We start from the raw sequence: 15,045 nt of genomic DNA on the forward strand, positions 1-15,045 counted from the left end.
GCCGTCTTCGCCTGCTGCGGCACCGGCGAGTTCCACGCGCTGGCCCCGGAGGAATTCCGGCTCGTCGTCCAGGCGGCCGTCGAGGAGGCCGCGGGACAGGTGCCCGTCGTCGCAGGCGCCGGCTACGGCACGGCGCTCGCGATCCAGTACGCGAAGCTCGCCGAGGAGGCGGGGGCGGACGGGCTCCTCGCCATGCCGCCCTACCTCGTCGTCGCCGGCCAGGAGGGGCTGCTCGCCCACTACGCCGCCCTCGCCGCCGCCACCTCCCTGGAGACGGTCGTCTACCAGCGGGACAACGCGGTCTTCACCCCGGAGACCGTCGTCGCCCTGGCCCGGACTCCCGGGATCATCGGCCTCAAGGACGGCGTCGGCGACCTCGACCTGATGCAGCGCATCGTCAGCGCCGTGCGCACCGCGCTGCCCGACGAGGACTTCCTCTACTTCAACGGGCTGCCCACCGCCGAACTCACCGGGCTCGCCTACCGGGGCATCGGCGTCACGCTCTACTCCTCCGCCGTCTTCGCCTTCGCCCCCGACATCGCCCTGGCCTTCTACCGGGCGCTGGAGGCCGGCGACGACGACCTGGTCAACGCGCTGCTCGACCACTTCTACCGGCCGCTCGTCGAACTGCGGGCCAAGGGCCGCGGTTACGCGGTGTCGCTCGTGAAGGCGGCCGTCCGGCTCGAGGGCCTGGACGTCGGCCCGGTGCGCACCCCGCTCACCGAGCCCTCGGCCGCGCACATCGAGGAGCTGACCTCGATCATCGCCAACGGCCGCGCCCTGCTGGAGAAGTACCGTGCGGGGGAGACGAAGTGAAAGCCTCCGCCTTCCTGTACCCCTGGGACGTCGTGGGTGACCCGGACGCCGCCGCGCGACTCGCCGGTCTCGGCGTCCAGCAGGTGACACTCGCCTCCGCCTACCACTCCACCCGGGCCCTGACCCCGCGCCACCCCGGCCGCCGCATCGTCACCGCCGAACACGCCGCGGTGCTCTACCCGCCCGACGCCGCGCGCTGGGCAGGCCGCGGTCTGCGCCCCTACGCACAGTCCTGGGTGGCGGGGGAGGACCCGTACGCAGAGGCGGCCGAGGCCCTGGCGGGCGCAGGCCTGCAGGTGCACTCCTGGGTGGTCCTCGCGCACAACTCCCGTCTGGGCGCGGAGCATCCGGGCACCTCCGTGGTCAACGCCTACGGCGACCGCTACCCCTGGGCGCCGTGCATCGCCCAGCCGGCCGTCCACGCCTACCTGGTGGACCTGGCGGCCGAGGCGGCCGTACGCCCCGGGACGTCGGGCACCGAGCTGGAGTCGTGCGGCTGGTACGGCTTCGCCCATCTGCACGCCCACGACAAGACCTCGGGGGTCACCCTCGGGGACGCCGCGCAGTACCTGATGTCCCTCTGCTTCTGCGCCGACTGCCGGGCCGGCTACGCCTCCGCAGGGCTGGACGCGGGGGAGCTGCGCGCCGCCGTACGCCGCGCCCTGGAACCGGTCTGGTCCGGAACCGGATCCGGCGAGCAGGGCTGGGCCGGTGTGGAGAAGCTGCTCGGCGCCGGCCTCGCCGACGCCACCCTGCGGTGGCGCCGACAGGTCGCCAGGGGCCTCCAGGAGGCCGCCGTCGCCGCCGTGCGAGCCGCGGCACCGGGGCCGGACTTCCAGGTCCTGCTGCACGCCGACCCCGCCTCCTACCGCACCGGTGCCAACGTGGGGACGGACCCCGCCCACATCCTGTCCACGGCGGACGGTGTCGTGCTGCCCTGCACCGGCGGCGACGCGGTACGCGAGGCGGTGCTCGGGCCGTTCGCCGGGCTGTCCGGAGTGCTGGCCGCGAACTTCAGCGTGGTGAGCGGTATGGGCGGCAGCCCCGGCACACTGGAGCGGGACGCCGCGCACGCGGCCTCGCTCGGTGCGAACGAACTGCGCCTCTACCACGCGGGTCTGGCCTCCGGACCGGACCTGGGCGACGTCACGAAGGCCCTCTCCGCCGTCCGCGGCGGCTGACCCCGGAGCCTCTCCCGCCCTCGAACACCTTCGAACACGCTCGAAGCGCAGGTCCCCGGCATGTCGCCGGGGGCCTGTGCCGTTTCCGCTCCGGGCGCGCCGGGCCGTGTCGTCGGGCCCCCGGAGTGCCCCGGGTCCACGTTCGCCGAACTTCTTTTGCCAGAAGCGTTGACGAAACATTCCCACCGCTCTAGCTTCATCGCGTCGTACTTCGTACGTCATATATGAGACGCCATACGCGAGATGCGAGAGCTCTTCACCCATGACCTTTGCGCCTGCCCCGATTCCGTCCAGGACCCAGTACGTGCTGGAGGCGATCAAGCACGCGATCCTCACCGCGCAGCTGAAACCAGGACAGGCGCTCGTGGAGACCGAACTCGCCGCGCAGTTCGGGGTGTCGAAGACCCCCGTACGCGAGGCGCTGAAGACGCTCGCGGGCACCGGACTCGTGGTCATGAGCCAGTACAAGGGTGCCACCGTGCGGCTCGTCGACGCGACCATGGCCCGGGAGGTGTACGACGTGCGCCTGCTCCTCGAGCCGGAGGCGCTGCGCCGCTCCATCACCCGCAAGGTCTCGCTGGAAGCGGCCCAGGAGGCCCTGGAGCGCGCCGACTCGGCGGTCGACAAGGCGGACAGGTCGCTCGCCAACCGGGACTTCCACCGCGCCCTCTACCTGCCCTGCGGCAACCCGCTGCTCGCCCGGATGCTCGACGAGATCCGCGACCAGGCCGCACTCGTGTCGACCGTGGCATGGTCGGCGATCCCGTCCTGGGAGCGCGAGGCGGCCGAGCACCGCGAGATCCTGCGGCTCGCCCTCGCCGACGACGCCGCAGCCGCCGCAGAGGCCCTGCACGACCACATCGCATCGTTCGTGCGCCGTGCCTTCCCCGACGACGAAGACGGGGGTGACACGGCGTGAACCACCAGCTGGACATGGATGACCAGCACCTCGACGAAAGGCCAGTCCGCATGGACCTCTCCCCGCTGAAGGCGGCCCTCGCAGACGTTGTGGCGATCCCGGTGACCCCGTTCGCCGAGGACGGGAGCATCGACATCCCGGCGCACCGCGCCCTGCTGCGACGGCTGCTCGACGGCGGCGTCCGCATCGTCACCCCGAACGGCAACACCGGTGAGTTCTACGCGCTCACCCCCGACGAGCGGCGTACCGTCACCGAGCTGACCATCGAGGAGACGAGGGGCCGTGCCACCGTCCTGGTGGGGGTCGGCCACGACGTGCCGACCGCCGTGGCCGCCGCAGAGCACGCCAGGGAGGCCGGGGCCGAGATGGTGATGGTGCACCAGCCGGTGCACCCCTACGTCTCGCAGGACGGCTGGGTCGACTACCACCGGGCCATCGCCGAGGCCGTTCCCGAACTGGGGGTCGTCCCGTACGTCCGGAACCCGCTGCTCGCCGGTGAACGCCTCACCGAGCTCGCCGACAGCTGCCCCAACGTCATCGGCGTGAAGTACGCCGTCCCGGACGTCGCCCGCTTCGGAGCCTTCGCCCGGGACGCCGGCCTGGAGCGGTTCGTGTGGGTCGCAGGACTCGCCGAGCTCTACGCCCCCTCCTACTTCGCCACCGGCGCCACCGGCTTCACCTCCGGACTCGTCAACGTCGCCCCCGGTGTCTCGCTCGCCATGCTGGAGGCCCTGCGGGCGGGCGACTACCTCGCGGCGATGAAGGTCTGGGAGCAGATCCGCCGCTTCGAGGACCTGCGCGCCGACCGGCAGTCCGCCAACAACGTGACGGTCGTCAAGGAGGCCCTGGCCTCGCTCGGGCTCTGCCGCCGCGACGTACGCGCACCGAGCCGGGCGCTGCCCGAGGAGCAGCGCGCCGAGGTCGCCGGCCTGGTCGCCGGGTGGTCCATATGAGCGACACCGGCACAGCGGGCCCCCGCGTCACTCCCGAGGAGCTGCGCAGCCACCAGTGGTGGGGCACGGACGGGCTCCGCTCGTTCAGCCACCGCGCCCGCACCCGGCAGCTCGGCTACCTCCCCGAGGAGCACCTGGGCAAGCCGGTCATCGCGATCCTCAACACCTGGTCCGACATCAATCCCTGCCACGTCCATCTGCGCGAGCGCGCGCAGGCGGTCAAGCGGGGCGTCTGGCAGGCGGGCGGCTTCCCTCTCGAATTCCCGGTCTCCACGCTCTCCGAGACCTTCCAGAAGCCCACCCCGATGCTCTACCGCAACATGCTGGCGATGGAGACGGAGGAGCTGCTGCGCTCCTACCCCGTCGACGGCGCCGTGCTGCTGGGCGGCTGCGACAAGTCGACGCCCGCGCTCCTGATGGGCGCCGCGTCCGTCGACCTGCCGACGGTCTTCGTGCCCGCCGGGCCGATGCTGCCGGGCCACTGGCGCAACGAGGTCCTGGGCTCCGGCACGGACATGTGGAAGTACTGGGACGACAAGAGGGCCGGCCTGATCGGCGACTGCGAGATGGCCGAGCTGGAGAACGGGCTCGCCCGCTCCCCGGGCCACTGCATGACGATGGGCACCGCCTCGACCCTGACTGCCGCCGCCGAGGCGCTGGGCGTCACGGTGCCGGGTGCCTCGTCCATCCCGGCCGTGGACTCCGGTCACGACCGGATGGCCGCGGAGTCCGGGATCCGGATCGTCGAACTGGTGTGGCAGCAGCTGAAGTTGTCGCAGATCCTCACGGCTGACGCCTACGAGGACGCCGTCGCCACCGTCCTCGCGCTCGGCGGCTCCACCAACGCCGTCATCCACCTGATCGCGATGGCGGGCCGCTCCGGGGTGAAGCTCACCCTGGACGACTTCGACCGCATCGCCCGCACCGTGCCCGTCCTCGCCAACCTCCGCCCCGGCGGGAAGTACCTGATGGAGGACTTCCACTTCGCCGGAGGCCTGCCCGGATTCCTGGCGCGGCTCACCGACGTGCTCCACCTGGACCGGCCCACCGTCGCGCACGGCACGATGCGCGAACAGCTCGACGGGGCGCTCGTCCACAACCCCGACGTCATCCGGGAGCGCGACAACCCGCTGGCGGAGGAGGGCGGTGTGGCGGTCCTCCGCGGCAACCTCTGCCCGGACGGCGCGGTCATCAAGCACATCGCCGCCGAGCCCCACCTGCTGCGCCACACCGGCCCCGCGGTCGTCTTCGACGACTACAAGGAGATGCAGCGCACCATCAACGACCCGGCCCTGGCCCTCACCCCGGACCATGTGCTGGTGCTCCGCAACGCCGGCCCCAAGGGCGGGCCCGGCATGCCCGAGTACGGCATGCTGCCGATCCCGGACTATCTGCTGAAGCAGGGCGTACGGGACATGGTGCGGCTCTCCGACGCCCGGATGAGCGGCACCAGCTACGGGGCCTGCGTCCTGCACATCGCACCCGAGTCCTTCGTCGGTGGACCGCTCGCACTGGTCCGCACCGGTGACCTGATCACGCTGGACGTCGAGGCACGGCTCCTCCATCTCGACGTGTCCGACGAGGAGCTGGAACTCCGGAGGTCCGAGTGGACCGAGCCGCCCGCCCGCTACGGGCGCGGCTACGGGGCGCTCTACCAGGACCAGATCACCCAGGCCGACACCGGCTGCGACTTCACGTTCCTGGCCAGGCAGGGAGAAGTGCCCGACCCGTACGCGGGCTGAACCCGGGCGAACAGAATTCAGCGCACCGCCTCGTCCGAAATACCGAACGGCATGCGGTAAGCGCTTGCACCATGCACCGAAAGCACGGCACATCCAGCACTTTCCAGAGATCGGAGACGCGTCATGGCCCAATCCGCAGCCGTGGCCACACCGCCCCCCAAGGGGAAGGCGTCCAAGCGCCGCTCGGCCACCCCCCGCCGCCTGCCGTATCTGCTGATCGCGCCCGCGGGCCTGCTGATGCTGGGCTTCATCGCCTACCCGGTGATCAGCGTCTTCTACTACAGCCTGCAGAACTACAACGTCACCAAGCCGTGGCGGAACGGCTTCGCGGGCTTCGACAACTTCACCCGGATCTTCACCGAGGACGAGCAGTTCTGGCCGACGCTCGGCTTCAGCGCCCAGTGGGTCTTCACCCAGGTGACCCTGCAGCTCGCTCTCGGCCTGGCCCTCGCGCTGATCGTCAACCAGACCTTCGTCGGCCGCGGCATATCCCGCGCCATGGTCTTCTCGCCCTGGGCCGTCTCCGGCGTGCTGACCAGCACCATCTGGATCCTGCTCTACAACTCCTCGACCGGCTTCAGCCGCTACCTCGCGGACGCCGGGATCGGTGAGTACGGCACCTCGGTCCTCTCCGACACCGGGACCGTCTTCTGGGCGGCGACGGTCTCCGAACTCTGGCGCGGAGTCCCCTTCTTCGCCATCCTCATCCTCGCCGACCTGCAGTCCGTCTCCAAGGAGCTGTACGAGGCGGCGTCGGTGGACGGCGCCGGCCGGATGCGGCAGTTCTTCCACATCACGCTCCCGCACCTGCGCGACGCGATCATCCTGGCCACCCTGCTGCGCGGGGTCTGGGAGTTCAACAACGTCGACCTGCTCTACACCCTCACCGGCGGCGGACCCGCGGGCGAGACCACCACCTTGCCCCTCTACGTCGCCAATACAGGCATCGAGGGCCACGACTTCGGATACGCCTCCGCGCTCACCACCGTCGCCTTCGTGATCCTCCTCTTCTGCTCGATCGTCTATCTGCGCCTGAGCAAGTTCGGAGGCGACAACAAGTGACTGCCGCACTCGTGGAGAAGAACGACGCCCGCACGCCGGGACCGTCCCGGGGGAACGACGTCCCGCCGCCCTCCTCGCACCGCCGCGCCAAGCGTGAGCGTGCCTTCGACGACGTACCGCGCTGGCAGATCTATGTGCCGCTCGGCATCTACCTGCTCTTCACCCTCATCCCGTTCTACTGGATGTTCCTCTTCGCCGTACGGCCCGCCGGCTCCACCTCGCTGGTGCCCTGGCCGATGACGGGGGACCACTTCTCCAAGGTCTGGAACGAGCGCAGCTTCGCCCTCTTCTTCCAGAACAGCATGATCGTCGGCGTCGCGACGCTGATCGCCACGACCCTGGTCGCGCTGGCCGGCGGCTACGCACTGGCCCGGTTCGACTTCAAGATCAAGGGCGCCTTCATGCTGGCGCTGCTGTGCTCGCAGTTCATCCCGGGCGCCCTGATGCTCGTGCCGCTCTTCGAGATCTTCAAGAACCTCCAGATGATCAACTCCCTGGGCAGTGTCGTCATCGCGGAGACCGTCTTCCAGCTCCCCCTGTCGATCATCCTGATCAGCGGATTCATCAAGAACGTGCCGGTCTCCCTCGAAGAGGCCGCCTGGGTGGACGGCTGTTCGCGCTTCAAGGCCTTCTGCGCCGTCGTCCTGCCGCTGCTGCGCCCCGGGCTGATCGCGGTCGGGTCGTTCGCCTTCGTGCACAGCTGGAACCACTTCCTGTTCGCCCTGATGTTCCTCAGCGAACAGGACAAGCAGACGATCCCGGTCGGCCTCAACACCCTGATCGGCGCCGACAGCGTCGACCTCGGGGCGCTGGCCGCGGGCGGTGTCATCGCCGCCGTGCCCGTGGTGATCGTCTTCGCCTTCATCCAGAAGTGGCTCATCACCGGCTTCAGCGCCGGCGCCGTGAAGGGATGACGGACATGACCTGGAAGCTCCGCCCCCGCACCGCGCGCCGCGCCGCCGCCGCGCTCGCCCTGCTGCTGGGCAGTCTGGCCCTCCAGCCGGGCGCCCGGGCGGCCACCGCGTCGCCGGACACGGCGCCGGAAGCGGCCGCGGCCGGCCGGGAACCCGGCCGCGATCTCGGCCGGGAGGTGCTCGCCGACAACGACGGCTGGGCCGCGGAAGGCACGGGGACGACCGGAGGCTCGGCCGCCGACGAGGACCATGTCCTCACCGTGCGCAACCGGGCCCAGCTCGTCGCGGCGCTCGACGGCGGCAGCTCCGTCCCCAAGATCATCCGTGTGGCCGGCACGATCGACGCCAACACGGACGACCGCGGACGACGGCTGGACTGCGCCGACTACGCCACCGACGGCTACGGCCTCGACGCGTACCTGGCCGCCTACGACCCCCGTACATGGGGCGGCGCCAAGCCCGCCGGACCGCAGGAGGACGCCCGCAAGGCGTCCGCCGCCCGTCAGGCCGAACGTGTCGAACTGGCGGTCGGCTCGAACACCACGATCGTCGGTACCGGCACAGGCGCCGTGCTCAAGGGCGCGAGCCTCCAGGTCAAGGACGCCGACAACGTCATCATCCGCAACCTCGAACTCCGCGACGCCTACGACTGCTTCCCGGCCTGGCAGCCCAACACCGGTGGCCTCGGCGACTGGAAGACCGCGTACGACACGCTGTGGCTGCGCGGCGCCACCCATGTCTGGGTCGACCATGTCACCGCGAGCGACAAGGGCCACCCGGACGACCGGGAGCCCACCTACTTCGGGCGCAACTACCTGCGCCACGACGGACTCCTCGACATCACCAACGGCTCCGACCTCGTCACCGTCTCCTGGAGCCGGTTCGCCGACCACGACAAGGCGATGCTCATCGGCAACGGCGACGGCGTGACCACCGACCGCGGCAAGCTCCGCGTCACCCTGCACCACAACGAGTTCCACTCCGTCGTGCAGCGTGCGCCCCGGGTCCGCTTCGGCCAGGTCCACGTCTACAACAACCGTTACGTCATCACCGAGGACGGCGATCACCGTTACTCCCTCGGCGTCTCCACCGAGTCCCGGATCGTCGCGGAGAACAACGCGTTCGAAGCCCCGGGGCACGTCGAGGTCGCCGACCTGCTGAAGAGCTGGAACGGCAGCGCCCTCACCCAGCGCGGCACCGTGTTCAACGGCTTCCCGGTCGACCTGGTCTCCATCTACAACGCCTACAACTCGGGCAGTGAGACCGACCTCGCCACCGACACAGGCTGGACACCCGCCCTGCACGGCCCGGTCGACAGCGCCGCACGCGCCGCCGCCGACGTGGCCCGCGGGGCCGGAGCGGGGAGGGCCGCCCGATGAGCGCGACCACCCCCGTGCCCCTCGTCCTGGCCGGCGCCCGCGGCCACGGACGCTGGCACCTCGCCAACATCCGCCGGCTCCAGCACCAGGGGCTGGTCCGGCTGGCCGGGGTCTGCGAGCTGAACCCGCTGACCGACGCCGAACTCGACATGTCCGCCGGGGAGATGCCCGAGCAGTCCGCGGACTTCGGGGCTCTCCTGGACTCCACCGGCGCGCGCGTCGCCATCATCTGCACGCCCATCCCGACGCACACCACGCTGGCCCTGACCGCGGCGGCCCGTGGCGTCCACCTGCTCCTGGAGAAGCCGCCCGCCGCGACCTGGGCCGACTACGCCCGCATGGCCGACGGAGTCAGGGAGGCGGGCACCGCCTGTCAGATCGGCTTCCAGTCCTTCGGGTCGCACGCCGTGGCCGCCATCAAGGACCTCGTACGCTCCGGAGCCATCGGCACCGTCCGGGGCGTCGGCGCCGCAGGGGCCTGGGTCCGCGACGACGCCTACTTCCGGCGGGCACCGTGGGCCGGGCGCCGCAGGATGGGCGGGACCGACGTCGTCGACGGGGTGCTCACCAACCCGCTGGCGCACGCCGTCGCCACGGCACTCGAACTCGCATGCCGGGGAACGGCCGAGGACGTGGCGTCCATCGAGACCGAGCTGTTCCGGGCCCACGACATCGAGTCCGACGACACCAGCTGCGTCCGTGTCACCACCACCGACGGGTTGCCGGTGACCGTCGCGGTCACCCTCTGCGCGGAGGAGGCCGGCGAGCCGTATGTGATCGTCCACGGAGACCGCGGCCGCATCACCTTCTGGTACAAGCAGGACCGGGTCCTCGTCCAGCGCGCCGGACACGGCCCCGAGGAGGCCGTGCACGGACGGACCGACCTCCTGGAGAACCTCGTCGACCACCTGGAGCACGGCACCGCGCTCCTCGTGCCGCCGGAGCGCACCGGCGCGTTCATGCGGGTCCTCGAGGCCGTACGCACCGCCCCCGAGCCCACCGCGCTGCCCGCCACCGCCTGGCACACCCGGCCCGCAGACAAGGGTGACGGCGTAAGGCGCATCGTCCGCGGCATCGACGGCACTGTCGCCGCCGCGGCCGACACCCTCACCCTCTTCTCCGAACTAGGCGCCTCCTGGGCGCGCCCCAGCGAGGTGAGCACACCATGACCACCGCACTCCTCAGCTGCGCCGGACGCCCCGTCGGCCGCTACAGCTACCGGCCCGGGACGGACAACCGGCCCTACCTGCACCCCGTCACCACCCTCGCGGGTACTCCCGTGACCGAGGAGCGCCCGGCCGACCACATCCATCACCTGGGCGCCTCCGTGGCGGTCCCCGACGTGGCCGGGCACAACTTCTGGGGCGGGCGCACCTTCGTCCGCGACCAGGGCCCCACCGAGCTCGACAACCACGGGACGCAGCGCCACCTCGGCTGGAAGCTGCGCGACCCGGACGGCTTCGTGGAGGAGCTCAGCTGGGAGGCCGACGGCACCGAGCTGCTGCGCGAGCACCGCACCGTCGCCGTCGCCGAACTCTCCGACAAGGCCTGGGCGCTGGACTTCTCCTTCTCCCTCACCAACCGCGGCGGCACGGACCTCTCCATCGGCAGCCCGGCCACCAACGGCCGTCCCGGCGCCGGATACGGCGGATTCTTCTGGCGCGCTCCCAAGGAAGCCGCGCCGCCCGCCGTGTTCAGCGGAACGCTCGACGGTGAGGAAGCCGTGCACGGCAGGGCCGCCGACTGGCTGGCCCTCGCCGGGGACGGCTGGACGCTCGTCTTCGCCGGCGCCACCGAGGAGACCCGGCGCGACCCGTGGTTCGTACGGACCACCGAATACCCGGGCGTCGGATCCTCGCTCGCCGCGGACCGCCGGCTCCCCGTCGCCGCCGGAGCCACCGTCGTGCGCCGGATCGTCACCGTCATCGCCGACGGACGCCTCGACCGGGACGCCGCGGTCGCCCACGTCCGCAGGGCGGTAGCCGCATGACGATGCCCTGGAGAGCCGACCTCGGGGACGGCACCTACCGCAACCCGGTCCTGAACGCCGACTGGTCCGACCCGGACGTCGTACGCGTCGGCGACGACTACTACCTCACCGCGTCCAGCTTCGGCCGCGTCCCCGGGCTGCCCCTGCTGCACTCCCGCGACCTCGTCAACTGGACCCTCGTCGGCCACGCCCTCGACCGCCTGGGACCTGACGCCGACTTCGCCGTGCCGCGCCACGACTGCGGGGTGTGGGCGCCCTCGCTGCGCCACCACGCCGGACGCTTCTGGATCTTCTGGGGGGACCCCGACCACGGCATCCAGCAGATCAACGCCGAGGACATCCGCGGCCCCTGGAGCGCCCCGCACCTCGTCAAGGCGGGCAAGGGCCTGATCGACGCCTGCCCCCTGTGGGACGAGGAGACCGGCGAGGCCTACCTGGTGCACGCCTGGGCCAAGTCCCGCTCCGGCATCAAGAACCGGCTCACCGGCCACCGGATGAGCCCCGACGGACGCGAACTGCTCGACGAGGGCACGACCCTCGTGGACGCCGACACGATCCCGGGCTGGTTCACCCTGGAGGGCCCCAAGCTCTACCGGCACGACGGCTACTTCTGGATCTTCGCCCCGGCCGGGGGAGTGGAGACCGGCTGGCAGGGCGCCTTCCGCTCACGGACGTTCGCCGGGCCCTACGAGGAGCGGGTCGTCCTCGCACAGGGCAGTACCGAGGTCAACGGCCCGCACCAGGGCGGCTGGGTCAGGACCGCCGCCGGTGAGGACTGGTTCCTGCACTTCCAGGCCCGCGGGGCGTACGGCCGCGTGGTCCACCTCCAGCCGATGCGCTGGGACGGGGGAGGCTGGCCGGTCATCGGCGACGAGGGCGAGCCCGTCCTCGGACACCGCCGCCCCAAGGCCCCGGAGCAGACCGTTGAGGCACCGGCCTCCAGCGACGACTTCCCCGGCGGGCGGTACGGCCGTCAGTGGCAGTGGACCGCCAACCCGCGGACCGGCTGGACGGTCGGGCACGGGGGCGACGGGCTGCGCCTCAGCTGCGTACGCACCGCGTACGCGCACGATCTGCGCGTCCTGCCCAACGTCCTGGTGCAGCGGCTCCCCGCGGAGGAGTTCACCGTCGAGGTCGGCATCACGCTGGACACCGGCGAACCGGGGGCCAAGGCCGGACTCGCCGTGCTCGGGGACGCCTTCTCATGGATCGGCCTGGAGGCCGGGGCCGACGGGAAGGCCAGGCTCGTGCACCGGTACGCCGAGTCAGTCGCCGAGCACGAGCGGGACGCCGAACACCCCCGCCCCGCACCCGGGGCCGCCGTCCGCGTCCGGATCGAGGTCACCCGGGGCGCCCGCTGCCGCTTCTACGCCGACACCGGCGACGGGGCCGGCTTCCGGGCGTCCGGCCAGGTCTTCGCAGCCACCCCCTGGCGCTGGGTCGGCGCGCTGCTGGGCCTCTTCGCCACCGCTCCGGCCGGCAACGGGCCGTCCGGAACAGCCGGTTTCACCGCTTTCCGCACCACCGGAAGACCTCGCAACATCTGACCCCGCACCGCTGTATGGGAGCCGCAATGACGCACCTCCGTACCGAGCGCACCAGAGCGAGAACGCTGTTCACGGCCTTCGCCCTCGCCGCAGCCTTCCTCCTGCCCACCGCCCCGGGCGGGGCATCGGCCGCCACCGCGGCGCAGCCCGCCGCGCAGCACGGCGGCGGCCGGGCCGGCACACCGCACGGCTTCGCCTCGCTGGCGGGCGGCACCACCGGGGGCCGTGGCGGCGAGGTGGTCACCGTCACCGACCAGGCGGGCCTGGAGAAGTACGCCGGTGCGGAGGAGCCCTACATCATCCGGGTGGCCGGATCCATCGCCGTCGAACCCTTCGGCGCCGACATCGACGTCGCGTCGGACAAGACCATCGTCGGGGCCGGTGACACGGGCGAGATCGTCCACGGCGAACTCCACCTGAACCCGGGCACCAGCAACGTCATCATCCGTAACCTCACCATCCGCGACTCCTACGTCGAGGGCGACTGGGACGGGAAGACCACCGACTTCGACGCGATCCAGATGGACACCGCCGACCACGTCTGGATCGACCACAACCGGCTGACGCACATGGGCGACGGGCTGCTCGACATCCGCAAGGACAGTCAGTACATCACCGTCTCGTACAACCACTTCGACAACCACAACAAGGCGCTCGGCATCGGCTGGACCGAGAACGTCACCACACAGATCACGATCGACCACAACTGGTTCAGCGGCACGAAGCAGCGCAACCCTTCCGCCGACAACTGCGCCTACGCCCACCTCTACAACAACTACCTCTCCGCGCAGGTCGCGGACGGGGACCCGCTGTGGACGTACGGGAACTGGGCGCGCGGCGCCACGAAGATGGTCATCGAGAACAGCTACTACCGGGACGTCCAGCATCCCTTCCAGGCCGACGCCACGGCCGAGCTGGTCCAGCGCGGATCGATCCTGAGGAACACCACGGGCCGTACCGACGCCTGGGGCACCGCGTTCGAACCGCGTGACTTCTACCCGTACACGCTGGACCGCGCGGCCGACGTGCCGAAGCTCGTGACCCGGGACGCGGGTCCGCAGAAGTACCTCGGCACCGCGCCGCACCGCACACACCACTGACCTCCCCCCACGTACGCGTACAGATCCGAGAGAGAAGAGCCGACATGAACATCTCGAAGACGCTCCGGGGGCGTGCCGCGACCGCGGTGTCCCTCACGGCGGTCCTGGCCCTCGGGGCCACCGCCTGTGGCGACGACGGCAGCAGCTCAGGCACGGAGGGCAGCGGGAAGGGCGAGATCACCTTCTGGGACAACAACGGTGGTCCGCGCACCGCCATCTGGACCGAGATCATCAAGGACTTCGAGAAGAAGAACCCGGACATCAAGGTCAAGTACGTCCCGATCCCGATCGCGGACGTCCAGTCCAAGTACGACACGGCCATCGCCGGTGGCGGGCTGCCCGACGTGGGCGGCGTCGGCACCGCCTACCTGGCCAACATCGTGTCCCAGGAAGCCCTGGAGCCGATCAGCGGCCGGCTGGAGAAGTCGCCGCTGAAGGACAAGCTCGTCGAGGGCATGGTCGAGAGCGTCAGAGCCGCGGCCGGCCGGGGCGACGACATGTACACCGTGCCGACCTCCGCGAACAACGGCGCGCTCTGGTACCGCACCGACCTGTTCGAGCAGGCCGGACTGGAGGCGCCCACCACCTGGCCCAAGTTCTACGAGGCCGCCGACAAGCTCACCGACGCGAAGAACAACAAGTTCGGCTACACCATCCGCGGCGGCGCGGGCTCCATCGCGCAGGCCCTTGACGCGGTCTACGGCCAGACCGGCATCACGGAGTTCTGGGACGGCGAGAAGACGACCCTGAACGACCCGAAGAACGTCGCGGCACTGGAGAAGTACGCCGCCCTCTTCAAGAAGACGACACCGGCCGCCGACGTCAACAACGACTTCACCAAGATGGTCGCCCAGTGGGACACCGGCACCATCGGGATGCTCAGCCACAACCTCGGCTCCTACCAGGACCACCTGAAGGCCCTGGGCGAGGACAAGTTCGCCGGGATACCCGCCCCCATCGGGGAGGGCGGCACGCGCGTCCAGGTCTCCAACCCCGTCGACGGTCTCGGCCTGTTCCGGTCCAGCAAGAACAAGAACGCGGCCTGGAAGTTCATCGAGTTCGCGGCCTCGCACGAGTCGAACAGCAAGTGGAACGAGTCCGCGGGCGCCATCCCGGCCAACACCGAAGCGGCCCAGGACCCGTGGATCTCCAAGAGCGAGCCGACCGCGCTCGCCGCGAAGGCCCTCACCGACGGTTCCACCAAGATCGTCGACCTGCCGTACTACCTGCCCGACTGGAACAACATCAGCAAGGCCGACAACGAGCCCGAGTTCCAGAAGCTGCTTCTCGGCAAGGTCACGGCCAAGGCGTTCCTGGACAAGATCGCCGATGAGCTGAACGCCGCCCAGAAGGAGTGGAAGGAACTGGGCAACGGCTGACCCGGCCGTCCCCACGGCCGGCACCCCCATGACCGGGGGCCGGCGGCGGTCCGGGTCGCACCC

The 15,045-nt window shown here is 70.8% G+C and carries 12 protein-coding genes and 1 pseudogene; all 13 read left to right on the plus strand.

Annotated elements, in window-relative coordinates; genetic code table 11:
* Positions 1 to 816 (plus strand): 5-dehydro-4-deoxyglucarate dehydratase (locus ACFWFI_RS30475; protein WP_387396360.1); only part of this gene is annotated, 816 nt, incomplete at its 5' end.
* Positions 813 to 1,997 (plus strand): hypothetical protein, encoded by a 1,185-nt coding sequence (locus ACFWFI_RS30480; RefSeq protein ID WP_387396363.1) that lies wholly within the window; start codon positions 813 to 815, stop codon positions 1,995 to 1,997. The genes ACFWFI_RS30475 and ACFWFI_RS30480, both read left to right, overlap by 4 nt.
* Positions 1,998 to 2,259: 262 nt before the next feature.
* Complete coding sequence (locus tag ACFWFI_RS30485; protein ID WP_387396365.1) at positions 2,260 to 2,916, plus strand: GntR family transcriptional regulator; 657 nt, start codon at positions 2,260 to 2,262, stop codon at positions 2,914 to 2,916.
* A 50-nt stretch (positions 2,917 to 2,966) separates the two neighbouring features.
* Positions 2,967 to 3,869: a dihydrodipicolinate synthase family protein gene (locus ACFWFI_RS30490; protein ID WP_387396387.1), complete on the plus strand. Its 903-nt coding sequence runs from the start codon at positions 2,967 to 2,969 to the stop codon at positions 3,867 to 3,869.
* Positions 3,866 to 5,611: an L-arabinonate dehydratase gene (gene araD, locus ACFWFI_RS30495; protein ID WP_387396367.1), complete on the plus strand. Its 1,746-nt coding sequence runs from the start codon at positions 3,866 to 3,868 to the stop codon at positions 5,609 to 5,611. Before ACFWFI_RS30490 ends, araD begins: the two co-directional genes overlap by 4 nt.
* 123 nt (positions 5,612 to 5,734) lie before the next feature.
* Entirely contained in the window at positions 5,735 to 6,673 is a 939-nt protein-coding gene (locus ACFWFI_RS30500) for a carbohydrate ABC transporter permease (protein WP_387396370.1), read from the plus strand.
* A complete protein-coding gene (locus ACFWFI_RS30505; protein WP_387396372.1) occupies positions 6,670 to 7,587 on the plus strand; it encodes a carbohydrate ABC transporter permease in 918 nt (305 codons plus the stop codon). The genes ACFWFI_RS30500 and ACFWFI_RS30505 overlap by 4 nt, the downstream gene beginning before the upstream one ends.
* A 5-nt stretch (positions 7,588 to 7,592) precedes the next feature.
* Entirely contained in the window at positions 7,593 to 8,966 is a 1,374-nt protein-coding gene (locus tag ACFWFI_RS30510; protein ID WP_387396375.1) for a pectate lyase family protein, read from the plus strand.
* Complete coding sequence (locus ACFWFI_RS30515) at positions 8,963 to 10,135, plus strand: Gfo/Idh/MocA family protein (RefSeq protein ID WP_387396377.1); 1,173 nt, start codon at positions 8,963 to 8,965, stop codon at positions 10,133 to 10,135. Before ACFWFI_RS30510 ends, ACFWFI_RS30515 begins: the two co-directional genes overlap by 4 nt.
* Positions 10,132 to 10,956: a DUF6807 domain-containing protein gene (locus ACFWFI_RS30520; protein ID WP_387396380.1), complete on the plus strand. Its 825-nt coding sequence runs from the start codon at positions 10,132 to 10,134 to the stop codon at positions 10,954 to 10,956. The genes ACFWFI_RS30515 and ACFWFI_RS30520 overlap by 4 nt, the downstream gene beginning before the upstream one ends.
* The gene (locus tag ACFWFI_RS30525; protein ID WP_387396382.1) at positions 10,953 to 12,503 is read left to right on the plus strand and encodes a glycoside hydrolase family 43 protein; all 1,551 of its coding nucleotides are present in this window, start codon (positions 10,953 to 10,955) and stop codon (positions 12,501 to 12,503) included. The genes ACFWFI_RS30520 and ACFWFI_RS30525 overlap by 4 nt, the downstream gene beginning before the upstream one ends.
* A 26-nt stretch (positions 12,504 to 12,529) precedes the next feature.
* Positions 12,530 to 13,579, plus strand: a pseudogene (locus ACFWFI_RS30530) (polysaccharide lyase family 1 protein); the annotation flags it as partial.
* Positions 13,580 to 13,647: 68 nt separating this feature from the next.
* On the plus strand, positions 13,648 to 14,982 hold the full coding sequence (locus ACFWFI_RS30535; RefSeq protein WP_387396384.1) for an ABC transporter substrate-binding protein: 1,335 nt from the start codon (positions 13,648 to 13,650) through the stop codon (positions 14,980 to 14,982).
* Positions 14,983 to 15,045 lie beyond the last annotated feature (63 nt).

The organism is Streptomyces sp. NPDC060209 (assembly GCF_042728155.1).
Classification (GTDB): Bacteria; Actinomycetota; Actinomycetes; order Streptomycetales; family Streptomycetaceae; genus Streptomyces.